At 67.1% G+C, this 20817-nt stretch carries 23 protein-coding genes; 11 read left to right on the forward strand and 12 right to left on the reverse strand.

Annotation, left to right across the window (positions count from 1 at the left end):
• Nucleotides 1-371: 371 nt before the first annotated feature.
• Nucleotides 372-1400, reverse strand: a complete 1029-nt coding sequence (locus ITJ54_RS02055) for a TDT family transporter (RefSeq protein ID WP_017885698.1) — start codon at nucleotides 1398-1400, stop codon at nucleotides 372-374.
• A gap of 207 nt (nucleotides 1401-1607) precedes the next feature.
• On the opposite strand from ITJ54_RS02055, the gene ITJ54_RS02060 reads away from it, so the two are divergent.
• Entirely contained in the window at nucleotides 1608-2534 is a 927-nt protein-coding gene (locus tag ITJ54_RS02060) for a LysR family transcriptional regulator (RefSeq protein WP_055950124.1), read from the forward strand.
• On the opposite strand, the gene eno is transcribed toward ITJ54_RS02060, so the two are convergent.
• The 6 genes from eno to ITJ54_RS02090 form a co-directional block, all read right to left on the reverse strand.
• On the reverse strand, nucleotides 2519-3853 hold the full coding sequence (eno, locus tag ITJ54_RS02065) for a phosphopyruvate hydratase (RefSeq protein ID WP_082473849.1): 1335 nt from the start codon (nucleotides 3851-3853) through the stop codon (nucleotides 2519-2521). The genes ITJ54_RS02060 and eno overlap by 16 nt on opposite strands.
• 154 nt (nucleotides 3854-4007) lie before the next feature.
• Nucleotides 4008-4493 carry an inorganic diphosphatase gene (locus ITJ54_RS02070; RefSeq protein ID WP_055950127.1) on the reverse strand — a complete coding sequence of 162 codons (486 nt, stop codon included), beginning with the start codon at nucleotides 4491-4493 and terminating at the stop codon, nucleotides 4008-4010.
• 26 nt (nucleotides 4494-4519) lie between these two features.
• On the reverse strand, nucleotides 4520-4891 hold the full coding sequence (locus ITJ54_RS02075; RefSeq protein WP_055950129.1) for a fluoride efflux transporter FluC: 372 nt from the start codon (nucleotides 4889-4891) through the stop codon (nucleotides 4520-4522).
• Nucleotides 4888-5391 (reverse strand): FluC/FEX family fluoride channel, encoded by a 504-nt coding sequence (locus ITJ54_RS02080; protein ID WP_228508131.1) that lies wholly within the window; start codon nucleotides 5389-5391, stop codon nucleotides 4888-4890. Before ITJ54_RS02080 ends, ITJ54_RS02075 begins: the two co-directional genes overlap by 4 nt.
• A complete protein-coding gene (locus tag ITJ54_RS02085) occupies nucleotides 5388-6143 on the reverse strand; it encodes a 2,3-bisphosphoglycerate-dependent phosphoglycerate mutase (RefSeq protein ID WP_194625647.1) in 756 nt (251 codons plus the stop codon). The genes ITJ54_RS02080 and ITJ54_RS02085 overlap by 4 nt, the downstream gene beginning before the upstream one ends.
• Entirely contained in the window at nucleotides 6128-6634 is a 507-nt protein-coding gene (locus ITJ54_RS02090) for a universal stress protein (protein WP_228508454.1), read from the reverse strand. The genes ITJ54_RS02085 and ITJ54_RS02090 overlap by 16 nt, the downstream gene beginning before the upstream one ends.
• 291 nt (nucleotides 6635-6925) lie before the next feature.
• Between ITJ54_RS02090 and ITJ54_RS02095 the strand changes: the two genes are divergently transcribed.
• The 3 genes from ITJ54_RS02095 to ITJ54_RS02105 all read left to right on the forward strand — a co-directional run bounded on the left by ITJ54_RS02095 (nucleotide 6926) and on the right by ITJ54_RS02105 (nucleotide 9548).
• On the forward strand, nucleotides 6926-7522 hold the full coding sequence (locus tag ITJ54_RS02095; RefSeq protein ID WP_123937997.1) for a recombinase family protein: 597 nt from the start codon (nucleotides 6926-6928) through the stop codon (nucleotides 7520-7522).
• 291 nt (nucleotides 7523-7813) lie between these two features.
• A complete protein-coding gene (locus ITJ54_RS02100) occupies nucleotides 7814-8638 on the forward strand; it encodes an SMODS domain-containing nucleotidyltransferase (protein ID WP_194625648.1) in 825 nt (274 codons plus the stop codon).
• On the forward strand, nucleotides 8631-9548 hold the full coding sequence (locus tag ITJ54_RS02105; protein WP_228508134.1) for an S-4TM family putative pore-forming effector: 918 nt from the start codon (nucleotides 8631-8633) through the stop codon (nucleotides 9546-9548). The genes ITJ54_RS02100 and ITJ54_RS02105 overlap by 8 nt, the downstream gene beginning before the upstream one ends.
• Nucleotides 9549-9740: 192 nt before the next feature.
• On the opposite strand, the gene ITJ54_RS02110 is transcribed toward ITJ54_RS02105, so the two are convergent.
• Complete coding sequence (locus ITJ54_RS02110) at nucleotides 9741-10085, reverse strand: histone-like nucleoid-structuring protein Lsr2 (protein ID WP_123938003.1); 345 nt, start codon at nucleotides 10083-10085, stop codon at nucleotides 9741-9743.
• Between the two features lie 107 nt (nucleotides 10086-10192).
• Here ITJ54_RS02110 and ITJ54_RS02115 point away from each other — a divergent pair, with 107 nt between their 5' ends.
• Nucleotides 10193-11224, forward strand: coding sequence for a PDDEXK nuclease domain-containing protein (locus ITJ54_RS02115; protein WP_194625649.1), 1032 nt, complete (start codon nucleotides 10193-10195; stop codon nucleotides 11222-11224).
• Between the two features lie 255 nt (nucleotides 11225-11479).
• On the forward strand, nucleotides 11480-12733 hold the full coding sequence (locus ITJ54_RS02120) for a helix-turn-helix domain-containing protein (protein WP_194625650.1): 1254 nt from the start codon (nucleotides 11480-11482) through the stop codon (nucleotides 12731-12733).
• 888 nt (nucleotides 12734-13621) lie between these two features.
• Here ITJ54_RS02120 and ITJ54_RS02125 read toward each other — a convergent pair.
• Nucleotides 13622-14542, reverse strand: a complete 921-nt coding sequence (locus ITJ54_RS02125) for a GNAT family N-acetyltransferase (RefSeq protein WP_194625651.1) — start codon at nucleotides 14540-14542, stop codon at nucleotides 13622-13624.
• 113 nt (nucleotides 14543-14655) lie between these two features.
• Here ITJ54_RS02125 and ITJ54_RS02130 point away from each other — a divergent pair, with 113 nt between their 5' ends.
• From ITJ54_RS02130 to ITJ54_RS02140, 3 genes are all read left to right on the forward strand, one after another.
• Entirely contained in the window at nucleotides 14656-14841 is a 186-nt protein-coding gene (locus ITJ54_RS02130; RefSeq protein ID WP_194625652.1) for a hypothetical protein, read from the forward strand.
• 1012 nt (nucleotides 14842-15853) lie between these two features.
• The gene (locus ITJ54_RS02135) at nucleotides 15854-16258 is read left to right on the forward strand and encodes a GNAT family N-acetyltransferase (protein WP_194625653.1); all 405 of its coding nucleotides are present in this window, start codon (nucleotides 15854-15856) and stop codon (nucleotides 16256-16258) included.
• 104 nt (nucleotides 16259-16362) lie between these two features.
• Nucleotides 16363-16674: a hypothetical protein gene (locus ITJ54_RS02140; RefSeq protein ID WP_194625654.1), complete on the forward strand. Its 312-nt coding sequence runs from the start codon at nucleotides 16363-16365 to the stop codon at nucleotides 16672-16674.
• A gap of 78 nt (nucleotides 16675-16752) precedes the next feature.
• Here ITJ54_RS02140 and ITJ54_RS02145 read toward each other — a convergent pair whose 3' ends face one another.
• The gene (locus ITJ54_RS02145; RefSeq protein ID WP_228508137.1) at nucleotides 16753-17754 is read right to left on the reverse strand and encodes an NAD-dependent epimerase/dehydratase family protein; all 1002 of its coding nucleotides are present in this window, start codon (nucleotides 17752-17754) and stop codon (nucleotides 16753-16755) included.
• A gap of 127 nt (nucleotides 17755-17881) precedes the next feature.
• Between ITJ54_RS02145 and ITJ54_RS02150 the strand changes: the two genes are divergently transcribed.
• On the forward strand, nucleotides 17882-18151 hold the full coding sequence (locus ITJ54_RS02150; protein WP_194625655.1) for a hypothetical protein: 270 nt from the start codon (nucleotides 17882-17884) through the stop codon (nucleotides 18149-18151).
• A 9-nt stretch (nucleotides 18152-18160) separates the two neighbouring features.
• On the opposite strand, the gene ITJ54_RS02155 is transcribed toward ITJ54_RS02150, so the two are convergent.
• Together ITJ54_RS02155 and ITJ54_RS02160 are read right to left on the reverse strand one after the other, a co-directional pair.
• Nucleotides 18161-19015 carry a pentapeptide repeat-containing protein gene (locus ITJ54_RS02155; RefSeq protein WP_194625656.1) on the reverse strand — a complete coding sequence of 285 codons (855 nt, stop codon included), beginning with the start codon at nucleotides 19013-19015 and terminating at the stop codon, nucleotides 18161-18163.
• 16 nt (nucleotides 19016-19031) lie between these two features.
• Complete coding sequence (locus ITJ54_RS02160; RefSeq protein ID WP_194625657.1) at nucleotides 19032-20066, reverse strand: alcohol dehydrogenase catalytic domain-containing protein; 1035 nt, start codon at nucleotides 20064-20066, stop codon at nucleotides 19032-19034.
• 73 nt (nucleotides 20067-20139) lie between these two features.
• Between ITJ54_RS02160 and ITJ54_RS02165 the strand changes: the two genes are divergently transcribed.
• Nucleotides 20140-20760 (forward strand): copper resistance CopC family protein, encoded by a 621-nt coding sequence (locus tag ITJ54_RS02165; RefSeq protein WP_194625658.1) that lies wholly within the window; start codon nucleotides 20140-20142, stop codon nucleotides 20758-20760.
• Nucleotides 20761-20817 lie beyond the last annotated feature (57 nt).

Consider the following 20817-nt stretch of genomic DNA (forward strand, 5'->3'; position numbering starts at 1 on the left):
GGGGAGGGCCGCGAGCAGTGTGGCAAGGGCATGCCGCCCCTCGTCGACCTCCGCGAGTCGCACGCGGTCGGGCAGTTCCCATGGGATGAGGTTCCAGCGGACGTACTCGCCGCGTGCGAGCCCGGACTCGATACGGGCTGCTCGGAACGCGGCCGCGGTCGGGCCCGGGTTGTCCTCGCTGCAGATGGCTGCGTGCGCTGCGGCGATGGTCTGGGGGCCGGGCGACTGCATCAGGACCAGGACGCGGCTGGATCTGCCGCCGGATCGTGGGTCGAAGCTCGGGACGAACCGTCGGCTGCCGTCGGGCGCGGTCCGCCACGTCTCCGCAAGACCGTTCAGCGATCGAACGTCAGCGAGTTCCTCGGGGGTACTCATGACGGCTGTGGCGGTGCCAGCAGGGTGCCACGGATGACGGATCCGTGAAAGGTGCGAAGGGCAACGGTGATCCATGCGGCGACGAGGCCGGCGTAGTAGATGACGGCGAGGACGGCAACGACGGTCAGGCCTGAGTGCAGGGCGAGCCCGTTGAGTCCGGTGACGCAGGTGCCGACGGGGAACGTGAACGACCACCAGGTCAGGCTGAACGGCAGGTGTTCGCGGGCGGTCCGGACGGTGACCGCGAGGGCGATGACGGTCCACAGCAGCGCGAAGCCGAGCATCGCGAACCCGTACACCAGCGCCACGACGAGGAGCGCGTGGGCGGTGGATGCGTCGACGACGGTGGGTGCGTTCGATGCGAGGAGGTTCACCGCCGTGATGGATTGTCCGACGGGTCCGAGGACGATCCACAGGGTCGGCACCATGCCGGCGGCCCCGACCTTGTGGTGCGCGAGCCGGTTCCAGATCAGCGTGATCACGACCAGCGACGTCACGAGACTGAGCCCGAAGAAGCCGTAGCAGGACCACAGCAGCGTCTCCCGCGCCTGTCCGGCGGGAGCGTACGGCAGCAGCAGGGCGCCGGTGGAGGCGGACACCATCGGCGGGACGATGGGCATCAGCCAGCCGCCGAACGCGGAGTCGGGCTTGTTCTCGTGGCGGATGAACGCCAGGTACGGCACCAGGACTGCCGTGAGCAGCCCTCCGATGGTGCCGATGGTCCACAGGACCCAGTCGATGGTGACGGCGGCGGGCAGGCCGACCCAGTCCTTGCCGAGCAGGAGTGTCCCGGCGCCGACGGTGAGGAACGCCATCGGTGGTGCGCCGTAGAAGTGGGAGATGACCGGGTTGAGGTGGTGCCTGGCTGCGGTGCTCCGGTAGCGGATCCAGTGCAGCACCGTCGCGATCGTGAGGGCGACGAGGAGCACCGCGGCGATCGCCCACACGACCGTCGCCGCGATGCGCAGACCGGGGAACTGCAGTGGGAGTGACGCAGCTGCGACAGCGACGATCCCAGTGCCCATGATCGATGCGAACCAGTTCGGTGTGAGATTCGACACGATCAGGCCTGGCCGCTCCAGGTCACGGAACAACGTCGTCTGCGGCCGTTGGGGCAGCTGGCTACCGTTCGCGGGTGCAGGGTCGGTGCGGAGCGTTGTCATGGGCCAAGCCTGCGCGAATCCTGCCTCTGGCGGTACCGGGAACCTCTTGGCGGGGCACAATCGTTGATTGTGACACTACGGCGACTCACGGACCGAACGCTCGACCTCGACACACTCGACGTGCTCGCACGCGTCGCCGAGACCGGCTCGCTCTCCGCTGCCGCTGGAGCGCTCGGCGTCACGCAACAGGCAGTGTCTGCTCGGATCCGGGTCGCCGAGCGCATGGTCGGTCACTTGTTGGTGCACCGCTCGACCACGGGGTCGGTGCTGACCGAGACCGGCCGGCTCGTCGTCGGGCTGGCCGGACCGGTCCTCGACGCGTCTCGCCACCTCGAGGCAGGAGTGGCTGTGCTGCGGGCTCCGACGGGTTCGCTCGTCGTCGCGGCGTCACAGACCATCGCGGAGCTGCTGCTGCCGGGCTGGCTGCTCGAATTCCGCCGCCGTGAACCCGACGTGCGGGTGCGTCTGATCGCGGGCAACTCCGCCGCGGTGGCGGATCTCGTGCAGTCGGGTGGCGCGGACCTCGGGTTCACGGAGACCCCGGTGGTGGCGGCAGGTGTGTCCGCGCAGGTGATCGCGGACGATGAGCTCGCGGTCGTCGTTGCGCCGGACCATCCCTGGGCTCGGTCGACCGGGATCACTGCGGAGGTCCTGGCGGCGACGGCTCTGCTCCTGCGGGAAGAAGGTTCCGGGACTCGCGCGACCCTCGCCGCATGGCTCAGGGAGGCCGGTTTGAGCATGTCGGTTCCGGCCGCGGTGCTGGAGACCACGAGCATCATCCGGGCGAACGCACAGGCCGGAATCGCACCGGCGGTGATGAGCCTTCGCACGGTCGCCGCCGACATCAACGACGGGTCGCTGGTGCGGGTCCCGCTCGCCGGGCCGCCACTTGCCCGGCCGTTGCGGGCGATCTGGTCGGGAGAGCCCCAGCCAGCTGGTTCTGCTTTCCTGCGCGTCGCCCACGAGGTGGCCGGTCGGGGTCAGCGCAGCCCGTAGGGCAGCTCCGGATTGTTCTCCGCGATCTCGGTGAGCCGGTTGTACTTCGCGACGCGTTCTCCGCGGGCGGGGGCGCCGGACTTGATCTGTCCGGTTCCGCTGCCGACGACGAGGTCCGCGATGAACGTGTCGGTGGTTTCCCCGGACCGGTGCGACACCATGCTCCGCATCCCGAGCGAGCGTGCGACGCCGATCGCGTCGAGGGTCTGGGAGACGGTGCCGATCTGGTTCGGCTTGATGAGCGCTGCATTCGAGAGCCCGTCCTTCCCGCCGTCGCGGATGCGCTGCGGATCGGTGACGTAGAGATCATCGCCGACGATCTGGAGCATGCCGCCGAGCGCGGACGACATCGCCTTCCAGCCGCCGTGGTCATCTTCGGAGAAGCCGTCTTCGATGCTCCGGATCGGATACCGGCTGATGAGGTCGCGGTAGTAGTCGACCATGCCTGCGCGGTCGAGCCGGCGGTCCACGACCCGGTAGCTACCGTCACCGAGCGCGAACTCGTTCGCCGCCGGGTCGAGTGCGATCGCGACGGTGTCGACGCCGGGCTCGTAGCCAGCGGCACTGATCGCGGCGACGAGGAGGTCGAGGGCCTCCTCGGGCGCGGCGATCGATGGCGCGAAGCCACCTTCGTCGCCGAGACCGAGACTGCCGAACCGTTCCCGGACCAGTGCCGCCAGTGCGTGGTAGACGTCTGACCCGATCCGAACCGCGTCGGTCATGGTGTCGGCGTTCACCGGGGCGATCATGAACTCCTGGAAGTCGAGCGCGTTCGCTGCGTGCGCTCCGCCGTTGAGGACGTTGAAGTGCGGGACGGGCAAGCGAGGCGTGCTGCCGGTGACGTCTGCGATCCAACGCCAGAGCGGCAGCTCCGCTGCGGCGGCGAGAGCGCGTGCCATCGCGATCGAGGTCGCGACGACACTGTTCGCGCCGAGCCGGCGGTAATTCGGGGTGCTGTCGAGGGCAGCGAGGGCGGCGTCGACCTGCCCGATTGAGGTCCACGACTGGCCGGTGATCATCGGTGCGACGTCCGCCGTGATGAGGTGCAGTGCCTGGCTCACGTCGCGGCCGCCGTAGCTGCTGCCGCCGTCGCGAAGCTCGACAGCCTCATGCGCGCCAGTGGATGCGCCTGCGGGGGCGTCGCCGGTGACGACGGTGCCGTCCTCGAGCTCGAGATGCACCTGGATCGTTGGGTAGCCGCGGGAGTCGAGGATCCGGGAGCCGTGCAGGCTGCTGATGGTGACGGGGCGGCTGGTGTGGGTCACGTACTCGCCCTGATGGTGGGTGGTGTGGTGGACGTTGCTGATGTAGTCGTTCATGGCGGTTGTCGCCTTTCGGGTTCGTCGTGCGGGTGTGGGCCGCGGGGAGGCGGAGGGACGACCTCCTGGCGATCACTGGGCGCCAGTTGCCTCCCCGCGGCGGTTCAGGGCGCGCACTGGATGGTGCGCGGGTGCGCGGGTGCGCGGGTGCCGGTCAGGGGTGCGGGGTGAACCGTTCCTGTGCGGCGCGGATGATGGCTTCGGCGTCGACACGGTTCGCCCACCCGTTGGTGGTGACGTGCTTGCCGTGCTCGATCTCCTTGTAGTGGGCGAAGAAGTGCTCGATTTCCACCAGGACCGGCTCGGCGACGTCGGTGATGTCCTGGACGTGGTCGAAGCGGACGTCTCCGGCGGGGACGGTGAGGATCTTGTCATCGCCGCCGTTCTCGTCGACCATGCGGAGCATCCCGACCGGGCGGACGTCGATGACGACGCCGGGGAACGTGGGCCGGGGCAGCAGCACGAGCGCGTCGAGGGGGTCGCCGTCATCGCCGAGCGTGTCGTCGATCGAGCCGTAGTCCTGCGGGAACACCATGCTGGTGAACACCGCCCGGTCCAGGCGGATCCGTCCGGTGGTGTGGTCGACCTCGTACTTGTTGCCGCTGCCGCGGGGGATCTCGATCGTGATGTCGAAGTGCATGAGCTGTTCTTCTCCGAGTCGGATGGTCAAGTGAGGGTGCCGAGGGTGACGCCCCCGGCGGCTGCGGCGACGGAGACGACGAGCATCCCAAGCCCGTTCACGGCAGCCGCGGTGGTGCGGCCGGTGCGTGCGAGGCGGACGGTCTCGAAGCTGGCGGTGCTGAACGTGGTGTAGCCACCCATGAGCCCTGTTCCGAGCACCGCGACGGGGGTAGCGCCGAGGTGACCGGCGGCGCCGGTGATCAAGCCCAGCAGGAACGAGCCGGTGATGTTGATCGTCAGCGTCCCGACCGGGAGCCGGAACTGCCGACCCCGGTTGATCGCACCATCCAGGAAGAACCGTGCGGCCGCGCCGACACCGCCAGCGACAGCGACGCTGAGGAAGGCCAGGGCGCTCATGATGTGGCTCCGTTCGGTCGGACCAAGCCCGCGATCGCGAGGCCGCCACCGGTGGCGATCGCGCCGGCGAGGACCGTCAGGAGCCCGTACCCGGTGCCGGACAACCCGCGGCCGGCGAGGAACAACACCGCGGTGCTGGTCGCGAGGGTGCTGTAGGTGGTGAACCCGCCGAGGACACCGGTTCCCAGAAGCAGGCGCAGTGCCCGGCGGCGCCCTTCGTCAGGTCCGCGATGCGCGAGGTGTTCCAGCAGCACACCGAGTAGGAGCGCGCCGGCGATGTTGATCCAGAAGATCGCCCAGGACACCCCGTGCTGAGCGGGGAACGCGGTGCTGAGTCCGTCACGTGCGGCGGTACCGATGGCGCCGCCGAGTGCGACGACACCGAGGTACCGCCACCGCAGATGCACTGGCCTGGCGATACGTTCCGGGTCATCGGCGTCGATGTCCGGGTCGGGCGGGAGCTGCCCATCGGGCAGGTCCGTGTCTGTTCGGGAGGTCATGTTCCACCTTCCGCAGCGACCGCTGCCGCTGCTGCTCGTGCTGCCGGATGCAGGTACTCCCCACCCCGCGGACAGAACCCACCGTCGCCGTCGAACCGGTAGACCAGGGGTTCGCCCGTGGGGAGGTTCAGGTCCGCGAGCTCACCGTCGGTCAGGCCGTCCATGCAGGCACACAGTGCCCGCAATGAGTTGCCGTGCGCGACGACGAGCACTGTCTGCCCGTCGCGGAGTGCCGGGGTGATTCGGTCCGACAGGACGGGTCGGACCCGGACGATGACGTCGGACAGTGTCTCGGTTCGACGAACTGCCGCCCACGGCAGTCCACGAAGCGCCGGCGTCCGCCGGAGCGCCAACCACGCGCGGATCGACATGCGTGGCGGCCGACCCGTGCGGGTCCGGCGAACAGCGAAGAACTGCTCCGCCCCCAACGCCGCTTGCGTACTCTGCTTGGACATGCCGGTGAGTGCGCCGTAGTTCCGCTCGTTCAACCGCCACGACGACTCGATCGGCGCATCACGTCCGACGACGTCGGTGACGAGCTCCGCCGTATGGAGCGCCCGCTCGAGCGTCGACGTGAGCACGAGGTCCGGTCGGATGCCCGCATGCAGGAGCAGCAACCCAGCCCGATTCGCTTCGGCGGTGCCCTGTTCGGTCAGCGCGACGTCTCGCAAGCCGGTGAAGGTGCCGGCATCGTTCGCAGTGCTCTGTCCGTGGCGGAGCAGAACAAGCTGGCCGGTCACGGGGTGTCCCACGGCAGCGGGGCATCGAACCCGACCGGATCAACGGGCACCACGAGCACTGAACGGTGCTGTCGATGGGTCAGTCGTGCCGCGACCGACCCCGTGAAGAACTCCGCGATTCGACCCGCTCCCGTCCTGGCCCCGACGACCAGCATCGCCGCGTCGCGGTCTTCGGCCACCTGCGACAATGCCCGGCTCGGATCCCCGACACCCGGGACGAACGTGACGTCGACGCCGTAGGTCGTTGCGGCAGCACGTACTGCCGCCTCGTCACTGTCAGACAAGCCCTGCGGTGTCGTGTCAGCGGTGTCAGGGTCGATCGGTTCCGCCATCACCGACCCGTCCGAGCGCGTACCGGCATCGATGAGCGACGCATCCACGCTGACGCACACCAGCGTCGTACCGAAGCGCCGCGCGATGGACGACGCAACCTCGATCACCGCCGGCGCGAGGCCGGGTAGGACACCGACGACGACCGGTCCGGTACCTATTGGTGCTGTCATGACACTCCCTACCTCAGGCGCGCAGAAACGCGACCAGCTGAGATAGGGACTGTTGTCGACAACTGTCGAGGTTGGGTCCGGCAAGCCCCACTACCGGGTCCGAAGACACCACCAGTATGCACCCGAACCCCTCGTCACGCGAGCCGTCTCGCGCACCCGTGACGTCCCGACACCGAAGGAAGCGATTCCGACGACACGGAGCGAAGCTGCCCACACACGTAGCGGAACTCAGTGCCGGTTTCTACGTGCCGTTTCCACTGCCGTCCGACGCGTTCCGCTACGTTCTGAGTCATGGGTGAGCTTCTCGGGTACGCGCGGGTGTCGACAACCGATCAGGACGCGGCGCTGCAGCTCGACGCGTTGAACGCTGCCGGCTGCTACCGGGTGTGGGTCGACACAATGTCAGGATCGCTCGAGCACCGTCCGGAGCTCACCAAGCTGCTCGATCAGCTCCGACCAGGCGACACTCTCGTCGTGTGGCGACTCGACCGGCTCGGACGATCCATCCGGCATCTGATCGACCAGCTGCAGGCACTGGGGGAGCGAGGTGTCGGGTTCCGATCCTTGCAAGAGACGATCGACACAACCTCACCCGGCGGCCGGCTCGTGTTCCACGTCTTCGCCGCCCTGGCCGAGTTCGAACGGGATCTCATCCGAGAACGCACGCACGCCGGCCTCACGGCCGCTCGAGCTCGAGGGCGGAACGGCGGTCGGCCGCCTCGACTGTCGGCCGATCAGGTACGAACTGCCAGGCGCCTGTACGAGCAACAGGACATGACGGTCGCCCAGATCGGCGACGTTCTCGGCGTCAGTAGGACCACGGTGTACAGGGCACTCCGGCGCGAGAGCGAGCCAGTCGCAGGCCGACGTCGAAAGACGTCCGGCTGACGGTCGGGCACCGCGCGGTCCGTGCGACCGATGAGCACGGGGTGTTGCGACATGTCTAGAGCCAAGACCACATCTGTCGCGGAACCCCCTGAATCGACCCCATGACTGCGGCTCTCAACCGCACTGGGGCCGTGGCGTTGGGGCATACCTCAGCACTACGTCGATACGTGCTGACGCGGCAACTCGATCGCAGCCGCCCTTACGGCACAGATGATCGGCCGTCGGTGATGTCGGAGGTGTGATGAATAATTAGGATACGCGTGGCGATGGTGCCCGCAGAGATGAGAACCCATGCCCGAGACCGCCGTCACTTGGCTCCGCAACACGACTAACTACTGGACGCCGTCGTCAACACAGTTTGCTGGAGCACGCAGTCACAGAGAGTCGATCCAGACTCGTCTCGACTCCGACCTCGGCATCTTCGGCATGTTTGAGATCGGCTCTCTTCGGCACGGAACTGGCATCTGGCTGTACAGCGACGCCGACTACCTCGTCTCGCTGAAGGGAACGAAACCGATCTCGCCTTTGACAACGTTAAACAAGGTGAAGTCGTCGCTACAGGCTCGGTTCCCGTCTACGACGGTCGTGGTTCGTCAGCCTGCAGTCGTGTGCCGCTTCTCAGACGGCGATGTTGAGGTTGTCCCTGGGTATTATACAGACGGGGGCTACTCAATCCCAGACCCGACCGGAGGATGGATGCTCACCCACCCAAGTGCGCACAACACCTGGGTGAACGAAGTCAACAAGAAGTTCGACGGTGCTGCAAAGAAACTCGCCCGGCAGGTAAAAATCTGGAAGTATAAGCGGAACGTGCCGGTCTCGTCCTGCTACCTCGAGATGCGCGCCGCCAAGCACATCGATGGTGAGGACACGTACTTGCCGCTGTGGGACCTTTACCTGTCTCTTAACAAAGTGAAGACAGCGGAGCTTGCCGCAATGAACGACCCCACCGGACTTGGTTCACGTTTTACCGCCACCTCGTCGGAATCGAATCGCGTAGATGCGCTGTCGAAACTATCCACCGCCGTATCGCGGGCATTGAAGGCGAAGGACTACGCCGCGGCCGGTGACGACGAGAATGCAATTGCACAGCTAAAGCTGCTGTTCAATGTCTGAGCTTACGGGGCCGTCTGACTACTCCGCACCCTCCAGCGCTACAATTCAGCAACGGCAGAATGGGCTCCACGCGCTTCGCTTGCTCATTGCTCAACGCCGGCTTTACACGGGAGCGAAGCGGTGGCAGGGCGTGCGATGGGTTGGCCTCCTTGTATTGGGAGTGGGAGCCCCGTTCGTGTCACTGCTCGCACCGACGTTCGCGATCACTGCGGGTGCCGTCACCGGAGTCTGGCTCTTCGCCGGGCGCACCATCCTGACCTGGTTGGAAACTCGAAGCATGGTGAAGGCTGCATGCGTGCAAGAGGAGCTCGATCACTACCTTTTCGATATGCCTCAGACCATCACTCGCGCCGAGCGCCCAACACCAGAAGAAATTGATCTGTTAATCCGTAGTGACGACGTGCGAGGAATTGCTGACCGTGAGAGGCTTACGAATTGGTACCCGGTTGATGTGGAGTCTCCAGGGGCAGTAACGATTGCGATCGCGCAACGGGCGAACGCCTCCTATACCGACCGCCTCATCCGGACTACCGTCGCCGTGTGGGCGGCAGTCACTGTTGTTTGGGTGGCCTCGCTAATTCTGTGGGCAGGGCTGACAGGAATTGCCCTGTCAGACTTCCTTCTAGGTGCTCTTTTTCCCGTGCTTCCAGCGTTTCTCGACGTAGCTGAGTACGTCATGAACACGTGGAAAGCAGCGCGGGACCGTGCTGACCTCGCGACAACGATCGAGTCGCGTTTGGCTGTTGCTTCTCCGAGTATTGACGGGCAAGACCTCCTTGTCTGGCAGGAGAGACTGTTCGATCTGCGCCGGACCACACCTCAGGTGCCAAACTGGCTGTACAGAGCTACTCGCCGCCGAAACGAGCATGCAATGATTGCTGCTGCTCGTCAGCTGCGGACCGATCGTTGATTTTGGGTGAGTACCCGCAGGGACGCCGACCGCGCAGAATCTTCGGAAAGCGCTCGGAGCGGCGCTGCGCAAACAATTGGTGACGGGACTGAGAGGCGGATGGCTCCGCTGACATAAAACCGCGGTATCGGTGCCAATGAGAAGAGCCGGCCGCCCTCGAGGGCGCCCGGCTCTTTTCGTGGGGGAGTGGCGTCAGTGTGCAGCCTCGTAGGCGTCGCGGACGGCCTGGCTGATGCGGCCGCGGGAGGAGACCTCGTGGCCGTTCGCGTTGGCCCATTCGCGGATCTTCGCGAGCTCTTCCGAGTTCCCGCGCTTCGGCGCGCTGCCGGCACTGGGTCGTCCGGCCCGGCCCGTGACCTTGCGGGCTGCGGCGATGTAGTCGGAAAACGCTTCGCGGAGCGTGTCAGCGTTGTCGTCGGTGAGATCGATCTCGTAGTAGGCGCCGTCGAAGCCGAACGTGATGGTGCGGCCCTTGCCGTCTTCGATGGTGTCGCCGGTGAGGTCGTCGACGAGGTGCGTGGTGACTTTCTGCGCCATGGGAGGTCGCCTTTCGCTCGGGGATCATCTCCACCCTGGCATAGCTGATCCCGTAGAACGCTTCGTTCGTTCTTCTTCCGATCGGCTGGTCGGGCAGACTGAGTGTGATGTCTGATTCGTCGCCAGCTGTATCCGGGCATGCCGCTGCTCTTGCCGAGCTGAAGCAGCAAGTGCGCGCAGGCCGATTTGCGGCGCAGCGCCGCGTGAACACGGAACTCGTCCGTCTGTACTGGGGGATCGGTTCGACGATCCTGCAGCGCCAGGGTGACGAGGGGTGGGGCAGCAACGTCATCGGCCGGCTCGCGGCGGATCTGCGTGCTGAGTTTCCGGAGATGAAGGGCTTCTCCCCGCGGAACCTCGCGTACATGCGCGCGTTTGCTGCCGCCTGGCCGGATGAGCAGATTCTGCAACAGGCTGTTGCACAACTGCCCTGGGGGCACGTCACCGTGCTCCTTGACCGGCTCGATGGCCACGCGCTCCGGGACTGGTACGCAGGCCAGGCGGCCGTGCACGGGTGGTCGCGGAACGTCCTCGAGCACCAGATCCGGTCCGAGGCGCACACCCGGCTCCAGGCGGCGCCGACGAACTTCGCCGAGGTGCTCCCGCCGGGGGACTCGGATCTGGCGCAGCAGATCACGAAGGACCCGTACGTGCTGGACTTCCTGGCTCTCGACGGGGACGCGAAGGAACGCCACCTCGAGCAGGCACTCGTCGACCGGATCATCGACACCCTCCGCGAGCTCGGCGAAGGGTTCGCGTTCGTCGGCCGGCAGGTGCACTTCGACGTCGACGGCGACGACTTCTACGTCGACCTGCTGTTCTTCCACGTCGAGCAGCTCCGGTACGTGGTGATCGAGCTCAAGACCGGGAAGTTCAAGCCGGAGTACCTCGGCCAGCTCGGCTTCTACGTCGCACTCGTTGACGATAAGCTCCGCCGATCCCAGCACGCGGACACGGTCGGCCTGCTGCTGGTCGCGGACAAAAACGACGCGGTCGTCCGGTACTCCCTCGCGGGGCAGCAGACCCCGATCGGTGTCGTCAGCTACGACCTCCTTCCGCCCGCTGTCCGCGCGGCTCTGCCGTCGGAAGCCGACCTCGCAGCCGCACTGGCGACGGAGACCGGCACCCTCGAGTCCTGACCAGGGGTGCGTGCCACCAGCAGACCCCGCCGTGTCTCACTGAGGGAACCGTCACCGGACACATCGCCGGGCGGGTCTGTTGAGACACCGAGATCCCCGGATCCTGGCGGGCTCCAGAAACGGCCGTACGTGTGCGGTAGCCGATCGGCTACCGGACGCTCGCCCGACCGGGCAACCAGGGCAGATACTGGATATCCGCTTGCGTGTTCACTCAAACCAGAGGAGCGCGTTCTTGTTGACCCGGAAGGACACGCAATGAGTTGGCCCCCACACACCGAGGCCGAGGTTCGCGCCGCGATTGAAGCACGCGACGTATCTGAGTCGAATGTCCTGGACATGAAGGCCACAATCGGAAACACGGATTCGCAGCGCCGGGGCACGGCCAAGGATCTCGCGTCCTTCGCTGTAGACGGGGGAGCGCTTCTCATCGGGGTTCTGGAGCACAAGGACACGAAGACGTTCGAGGCTGTGCCGATTGATATGCACGACGTCATCGAACAGATCGAGCAGATTGCGACCAATCGCGTGGATCCGCCGTTGGTCGTGCGTCCCCGCGAGATCCCGTCAGGCGAGGACGGCCGGGGCTACGTCTGGGTTGACATCCCCGCGAGCCCCGACGCTCCGCACATGGTGGACGGTCGGTACTACGGCAGGGGCGAGCGAACGAACCGGATCCTCACGGATGCGGACGTGCTGCGTCTCCACCAACAGCGCCGAAACGATCGTCAGCGGGTGTGGGACGCTCTCGACGAGCTCCGGTCTCGTGATCCGTTCCCCGGAGCCCGGCTTAATGGCGATGTGGCTCAGCGTCCACGTGCACAGTACGGGCACCTGTACCTCACGGCGACGCCGCGCCGCGCGGCCCCGAATATCGCGCAGCGACTGGTCTGGGAGGGCGTTGACACTTTGCCGCAAGTCGCCAACGCGATGGAACGTAATCTCCCGATCGTGCTCAGCGGTGGAGTGTCCGAGCTGTCTCCTTACGTCCGGCCACTTCAGCGATCCTCCGCAGCGTCATTGAGCAACATTGTCGGGGGAGATGTCACCACGATCGAGGGGAACGAGAAGCGGGGGTTTGATCTGCGGTTACAGGCTGACGGCTCGATCGGCTTGACCGTGACATGCGTGAGCACGCCGTCACAGGGCCATAGAAGCGGCCGAGCGCGCGACGTCGTACTCCTCGCCAACGCGTGGCGGCTGCTGGGGTGGGTGAAGACTGTCGCCGAGGAGACCGGCTACAGCGGCACGTGGGACGTAGGGGTTCATGCAACTGAACTCTTCGGGACGCGGTCACTCGTGTTTTCTGACGCCGCACGCTTCGACGAGAACGACGGACTTCCGTTCGACGAGAACGACTACCGGGAGGTGGCAAGCGCCACCCGAGTTGATCTTGAGGATCCGGCGATGACAGTCCGAGCGCTGACGGAGCCCCTGTTGCGTGCTCTGGGTACGTGGCAGTACTGGACCACTCTCATCCCATCGCTCTCGACCGGATCAGCTCGGCCGTAAGCAACCAGCATCTTCTGACAAACGTCGGCCACAGCCGTTACCCTCGCGCCATGAAAAGACCCGCACCGAAGCCCGAGGGCTACGAGCGATGCGGATCGTGCGGCGCATTGGTCCGGGTCGTCGTCGCGGATGGGCTCGTCCGTGGGTTTGAGCGGCACAAGGTGCCATCAAGTCATCTGCGGTGCGAGAACGGAACGCAGCCCACAATGAAGCCGAAGAAGACGCCGCGGCGACCGCACAAGGGTAAGTCAGTCCGTGCCCTCGGCGGTGGGCTGCCGGGGCTCGGCAAACGCAACTAGGAGCCGAGCGAAGCCCTCGCTCGTCGAAGCGATCAAGACTGCCGCTTTCTGGTAGGCGATCGGCTACCGAGACGAGGGGACAATCACGGGTGAGCGATTTGTTGTCGGAGGGATAGAGGAAGATCGCTACATGGGTGAAACGCTCCGGGCGAAACTGCACCGTTCGATCGGGGGAGCGGTATGCCGTTCCCGGGCTCGTCACCGGCTCGTCCTCGTGGAGCATCACTGGCACGAGCTCGACGGCCCTTCCCGCATCGTGGCTTCTGCGGGCATCGAGCTGAACTTGACGCCCATGGCGCACCATTCTGGCCGCCGGCCCTTCTGCACGACTTGCTGGCAGCTCCCCGGAGACTGAGCACGCGGCTCGTACCCTCGCGGAGACCTGCCCGCCGACGTCCAGTAGCGGACGCGACGTATCGCGGATGGTTTCAGATGCTGTCGCGTTTCGGGAACTACTGTCCGCCGCAGGGGCCTCACCAGCTCCTGCGCGGGCCGGAGTTGAGCTAACGGTCCTCCGGCCCGTCCCCACATCGGTGGGCTGGTGCAGACCGTGCGCCGAGCGATCGGCTATGGGACGGATCAAGCAGCGTCAGGCGGCGTCAAATGTTGTTCGTACCGCGCACTGCTGGCAGAGCCCAGCAGTAACGAGTGTCAGATCGCGGGCGACTGTCGCGACGTGGACGCCGGTGTCGAGGCGGCCACATCCGTCGCACCGGTTCTCAGCGTCGTACGGCTTGATCGCCTCGAGGTGGCCGAACTGACAGCCGTCGCAGACGATAGATAGCACCGGGTCCCACCCGAGCAGGTGGGATCGCATCGGGGCGAGCTGCATATGAGGGCAGCTGCCGCTACTCACCGCGATCGCGTGGTCAGCGAACGCCCGGTAGCCGATGGAACGAGAGAACCGACCGGCCTTCTCCCGGAACTTCATTTCCTGGTCCACGCTCTTCTGGATGCGTGCGCGTTCGGACTGTTCGGTGGCGTGTTTGCCGGACCAGTAGCGGAGGGTGTGGACGTCGCTGTAGAAGTACGCCTGGTCCGGTTCTGTGAGCAGCCGTGCGCCCCTGCCCAGGCGTGGGTTCCAGAGGTCTGCGAGCGTGGCAACTAGGAATCCTCGAGCCCGGTACCACTCGATTGCTTCGGGTGTGTTGGAAGGGATGACCGAGCCGTAGAGGCCGACGATGTCGCGGGGGAGCCCGGCGATCGTGGCTTCGAGCAGCTGGCTGGCGATGCCGTGGTCTCGGTGGGTCGGCAGAACGGCGAGCGTGTGGATCTTCAACCAGCCGAGATCCTCGGGGTGTTCGTCACCGACCACGGTCCGGCCGTAGGAGAGCCCTGTCGCTATGTGCCCCACGACCTCGTCCCCGATGGCAGCGACGCGCGTAATCGCGCGGGGGTCCTCAGTTGCGATGGCCGCCGGCCAGTCGAAGACGATGCCGGCGATCTGATGTGTCTGCCGGTCGATCTCGTCGACGTCGCGGAGCGTTGCTTCTCGGATCTCAACGTTCATGGATTTGGTTCCCTCCCTGTACCAACCTCTCCGCGCACCGTAACGGGTTCCCCTGACGCGGCGTCGTCCATACCGGTACAGAGAATAAAGCTGCGGCGGCTACGCTCCGCGACGTGACAGATGAGCTCGAGGCGCTGCAGTGGCTCACCGTCGACGAGCTCGCGGCTGCACGCCGGCGTGCGATCAAGCAGTTGAATCTCCTCGACTCTTCTGCGGCCGACTTCTGGGAGTCCGAGGCTGCGCTGCAGCGCACGCTCGCGCTGATCGGGCTGGTGCAGGACGAGCGTCGCCGGCAGTGACCGTCGACGTCAAGCGTCGACCGTTATGCCCAGGCTGATCCACCCGCTGCGACGGCTTGGCGTGTCTCTACGTCATCGAGCTCAAGACCGGGAAGTTCAAGCCCGAGTACGTCGGCCAACTCGGGGTCTGTCTACGTCTAGCCCTTGTCTTGGCGAAAGGCGACGGGCGGGGCTCATTGAACGAATTGAAGAACTCACGGTTGCTGAAGTATTGGGTTCGAGCAGCCGGCATCTTGAAATAGCAAGGAGGCGAGAAGTTAACCATGGTGAGATGGGCAAGGTGGCCGTTGCATAGAACGTGGCCGACTCACTTCTCCGGCGCCGGCGAGCCGCGGTTGGTCTGTGAGGTTGGCGCGTTCCTCGCTGGCAGCAAAGACCTTGTCACCATCCGTCGTCCGCAGTTGGGCACTAAGAAGCTCGAGCGGGGAAGTTGAGCACGGCACGGAAAGACACTCGGGCGTCTTGCCGTGGATTCCTGCATTAAACGCAGGAAGCCCTTGCCTGCGGGCAGGCCCCAGTCGCCCCGAGCGGGTTTCCAGGTTCTTCCTGGCGGACAGATTCTCTGGCTGATCAGGTAAAACGCTGCGGTACAAGCGGTGCCGGAGTTGTTGCACTAGATGCAACTCACGATGTTTAAGCGCCGATAATGCATATTATGTCAGGTCGAGGACTTGGAGCTTCTCCTGTCTCCTCGATCTCAAGCAACAGCACCCCTCCAGCCGCGAGACCATCACCCGCGAGTTCGGCATCGACCGCACCAACCGCTACCCCATGCTCGCGACGCCTCTCTCCCGCACCACGGCAGAGACAGCCGACCACGACCGTACGGCGCCTGCTGCGTTGCAGCGTTCGGTGCCCTTCCACCGGGCATCTCCACGGGACACCTGTACGGGAATCCCCCGATCAGGCACACCATGTCGAGTCGTCGTGGTCGTCACCGCCGGGTGTGGACCGGTGGACGACCGGCCATCGGGCGCTTTCCTGGCGACCCTCCTCGTGGGAACCTGGGACGATGCAGCACGACGACGTGGCGCTGACCTGGCGTACAGCCATCAGTGACGAAGAGCTTGCGGACCTCACCGCGGCACACGGAGGTTCGCCTGAGATCGGCTGGTGGGATCGGGTCAACCGACACTCCCTCGGATGGGTTGCGGGCAGAGACCCGCAGGGAGCCCTTGTTGGCTTCGTGAACGTCGCTTGGGACGGCGCGGACCACGCGTTCCTCATTGACACGAAGACGCATCCCACACACCAGCATCAGGGTCTCGGCACTGCAATCGTCAGGTATGCCGTGGAAGCTGTCCGGTCTGCCGGCTGCGAGTGGTTGTTCGTGGACTACGGCGAGGACATGGTGCCGTTCTACGAGAAGGCTTGCGGCTTCGCTCCCACCCACGCAGGGCTCATCCGTCTGCGCTGACCACGCTCCTCGGGAGATGATCCCCTCACGAGACGCGGTGAAGCTCCCTCGACGGTCAGGGTCGGAAGACCGCCCGCACGCAGATGCCCTGGCCCGGTCGGGACATGTGGCTGTTCAGCTCGAGCTCGAGCGAGCTCGCCGACCCGACGTGGGCGCAGCGCACCGTACCGGGGTGGGCATGCAGCCGTCTCGGGCAGGAAGGGCCCTACGCCTCGCTGATCTGGCCCGAGGACCACGCTTGGGTCGTCGCCTCGGAGGAAGACTGGGACTCGACGATCGTCGCTGGCTCGCGCACGCTCGTTGACGACGTCCTCGCGGACGACCGCTTCGAGGCCTTCGAGGTCCACGAGGGGGACGACCTGAGCTGGGACGGTGATCTCGTGAACGCCCGCCAAGCGCCGCGACCGGAGCACTGAGCCGACCAGACTCCCCCGCGCGTCGGATTCCGTCCGGGGCCACGCCGGCGCTCATCGCTGCGATGGCACTGCCGTGAGTCAGTGCTGCGGCAGGCGCCGGCCGTCGGCGTCGAGGTGGTCGCGCCACGACCTCTTGGCCGTCCAGCCGAGCAGGCGTCGTGCCTTGGCGGTGGAGATGCCCGAGGCGTCGACGCGGTCGAGCTCGCGGAGCTCGACCTGGTCGCCGTGGTGGTCGCGCAGCGTGGCCGCGAAGTCGTGGCCACCGGCGTTGTCGGCTGCCGCGATGTAGAAGACCTCGTGCCCCGGCAGGTCTGACTCGGCCGCGAGCAGGAGCGCGTCGGCGAGGTCGTCGGCGTCGATGTAGCTGCCGAAGTTCGCGCTGGTGCCCGAAGCTTCGCGCACCTGCGGACCGAGGTTCTCCTCGTAGTTGCTCTCGTCGTGCACCGTGCTCGGGCGGATCGAGATCGCGCGGATGTCAGAGCGTCGCACAGCCGCGTCCATCAGCTGCTCGCCGAACGCCTTCGAGAGCGCGTACGGGTCCTGTGGGTGCAGGGGGTGTTCCTCATCGACCGGTACGTAGTCGGGCAGGAACGGCCGCTCGGGGAAGAAGTTGCCGACGATGCTCTCGCTGGACACGTTGACGAAGCGGGGCACGCGGAACCGGACTGCCGCCTCCAGGACGTTGAAGGTCGACATCAGGTTGGTCTGGAACACGACGTGTGCCGGGTGACCGGTCGGCTGTGGGATGGCCGCGACGTGGACGACGGCGTCGGCACCGGCGACGACCGCGAAGGCGCTGCCCGCATCGGTGAGGTCGGCCAACTGGTAGCGGCCCGGCACGACCGATCCCGCGTCGAACACGGGCGGCACGAGATCGACCCCGAGCACGTCATGACCCGCATCGACGAACCGCTGCACCGCGGCTCGGCCGACCTTGCCGCGGGACCCGGTGATGACGACCTTCACGGTGCTCCTTCTCAGCCACGCGGCGTCGACGCCAGCCGGAGCGCCGGAGTCGTCCACGATGGTGATGAGTCCGACGCTACGCCGAGCACGCGGAGTCAGTCGGGCGACGTCCATCGGCCTGCTGCTCCTCGACAGGGCGTAGGGTCGTCCCCACATCGACCCCGGACCCCGGTCGTCCCGACCTCATCACCGCCGCCCTCACCACCCGGCCTGCTGAGCTTGACCGAACGGGGCTCACGCCATGCAGTACCTCATCCACAACGCACGGTCGTTCTTGACGGGCAGCGCAGCAGCCGGTGCGGTGATGCGCTACCAGACGTCGCTGAAGCTCGTGCTGGCCACCGACAGCGTCGACCTGCCGGCGATCGACGTCGACGGCAGCCTGACCCGAGTGCGGTTGCGCATCAGTCCTCGGACGCGGCTGCGATCGGTCTGGGCCGAGGACGACGAACTCGAGTCGGAGGACCACCTCTTCGTCGCCGGCCTCCGCGACCGCGCGGCACTGCTCTGACGGTCCTGCTCAGGCCCAGTGCGACGGCAGCTCGAACCCCGTCGGCAGGACCGTCGCGGTGTCGCCCCGTGCACTGTTGACCTGCATCTGCGTCAGGTAGATCGCACCCGACAGGTCCGCGCCGGACAGGTCGGCATCGCGCAGGTCCACCCCGAGCAGGTCGCAGCGGTCCAGCCGAGCGCCACGGAGGTCGGCGCCGATGGCGATGCTCCCCCGGAGCGTCAGCCCGCTGAGGTCCCGCGCGCCGAGCCGAGCACCCATCAGGTCGGCGCCGGGCTCGAGCCTCCGCTGGGACCGCGGCTGCCGGGCGGTGGCGACGTCGCGCCGGGCGATCTCGCTCGCACGGACGAGCAGCGCACGAGCGGCGTCGTACTCGGCGTCGACGTCGAGCTCGGCCAGCGCCGCGGGTGTCCCGTCGCTGAGCCCCCGGACGTGTTCGAACGTCGCCACCCATGGAGCGGGGTCGACGGCGCCCGTGACGAGGTCGATCGCCTCGTCGAGGTACCACAGCAGTTCGTGCAGCCGGCGGACGATCGGGAACGTGCCGAACATCGCCGTGCGGGTGTCGTCGTCCTCACGCCACGAGCGGCCCGCGAACGTCTGCCGTGACACCTTCTGGCCGGCACCGAAGCAGTCGAAGACCGTGCAGCCCTTGAACCCGCGGTCGCGCAGGTGCGGGTGGATGCGGCACCCGTCGGCGCCGTCGAGGTTCGTGCAGGGCTCCCCCGCGTCCTTGTCGGACGGGAAGTCCGCGGACTTCGTGAAGGCCAGGGCGACGCAGCACAGGCCGAAGCAGTTCGCGCAGTCGGCACCGAGGTCCTCGCGGCGGCCGAGCTCGATCCGCGTCCGCCCTGCACCGGTCATCCGAACACCGCGACGGTCACCCGAACACCGCGACGGTCATGCCCGACCCCGTGGCCGGCCGGTCCATCGCGACCAGCGCGTCGGGCAGGTCGTCGAACCCGATCGTCCGCCCGATCGTGGCGTCCGGACGCAGCCGCCCGGCCACGACGTCGTCGAGCATGGCGGCGTACTCCCCCACGGCGATGCCGTGACTGCCGAGCAGTTCGAGCTCCTCGCTGATCACCCGTCCCATCGGGATCACCGGTGTCGTCTCGTCGCCGAGGAGCAGCCCGACCTGCACGTGCCGCCCGCGCGGCCGGAGCGACTCGACCGCGGCGAGCGAGGTCGCACGGCTCCCGAAGGCGTCCACGGACACGTGCGCTCCCCCGTCCGTGCGCCGGCGGACCTCGTCGACGGCGTCCGGCCCGGACACGACGGTCTCCGCGCCGAGCGCTGCCGCCCGTTCGAGTGCGGCGGGTGACACGTCCACGGCGACCACATGCGCACCGGCAGCGACCGCGACGATGATCGTCGAGAGCCCGACACCGCCGCACCCGAACACGGCGACGTGCTCCCCCGCCTGCAGTCGGCCGCGGGCGTGCAGTGCGTGGTACGCGGTGCCGAACCGGCACCCGAGCCCGGCGGCCTCGGCGAACCCGATGCCGTCGGGCAACGTCACGAGGTTGACGTCGGCCTGCGGTACGACGAGCTCTTCGGCGTACGACCCGGGGAGCGTGAAGCCGGGCTGCTGCTGCCGCGTGCACACCTGGGTGGCGCCGGCGAGGCACTCGGGGCACGCGCCGCACGCGAAGACGAAGGGCGCGGTGACCCGGTCCCCGACCCGGTGGTGCGCCACGGCGGAGCCGGCCTCGACGACCACGCCGGCGAACTCGTGCCCGGGGACGTGCGGCAGCGTCACGGAGTCGTCGTGACCACGCCAGGCGTGCCAGTCGCTCCGGCACACACCGGTGGCGGCCACGCGCACCACCACGCCGTGCGGCGGGCACACCGGCCGGTCGACGTCGACGATCTGCGGGGTGTCCCCGAACTCCCGGTACATGACTGCGCGCATCCCGTCATCCTGCCAGCAGGTGGACGTCCCAGGGACGACCGACCGGTCAGACGACCTCTCGTAGGATCGGCGGATGTCCTCCACCGCGATCCGTCGCAGCGCCCGGATGCCCCTCGTCGCGGTCGTCGTCGCCCTGACCGGGCTCGTCGGCCTGGCCTCGGCTGCACCGGCCCAGGCGCACTCCGCCCTCGTGTCGAGCGACCCGACCGACGGGCAGACGATCACGACACCGCTCGACCATGTCGGTCTGACGTTCTCCGAGGCGCCGCTCACCGGTCTCGACGCCGGCCTCCGCATCGAGGTCCGCGACGCCGCCGGCACCGACCGAGCGGCCGGCGACGTCACCGTCGACGGCACGACCATGTCCCGCACCGTCGACCTGCAGGACGGCGCGTACACGGTCCTGTGGCGCTACGTCTCCCCCGATGGCCACCCGGTCACCGGCGAGCTCGGCTTCACGGTGGCGCTCCCCGCCCAGACCGCCGCGCCCACTGCCTCGGCGACGCCGACCAGCGGACCCACCGAGACCAGCGCGACCGTCGAGGCGACCCGCTCCGCCACCCCGGCAGCGAGCGACGCCGGTTCCGGCGCCGGCGGTGCCGCCCTCTGGCTCGGCGCGGGCGCCGTCCTCGTCGCCGGTCTGGTCGCGGTGCTGGCGGTGGCGCGCCGCCGCCGCACTCCGAGCGAGGACTGACGCGCCCACTCGGCGGGACGACGACCGACGCACCCACATGACGGACGGGAGGCCCGG

It is taken from the genome of Curtobacterium sp. VKM Ac-2865 (assembly GCF_015350905.1).
Lineage (GTDB): Bacteria > Actinomycetota > Actinomycetes > Actinomycetales > Microbacteriaceae > Curtobacterium.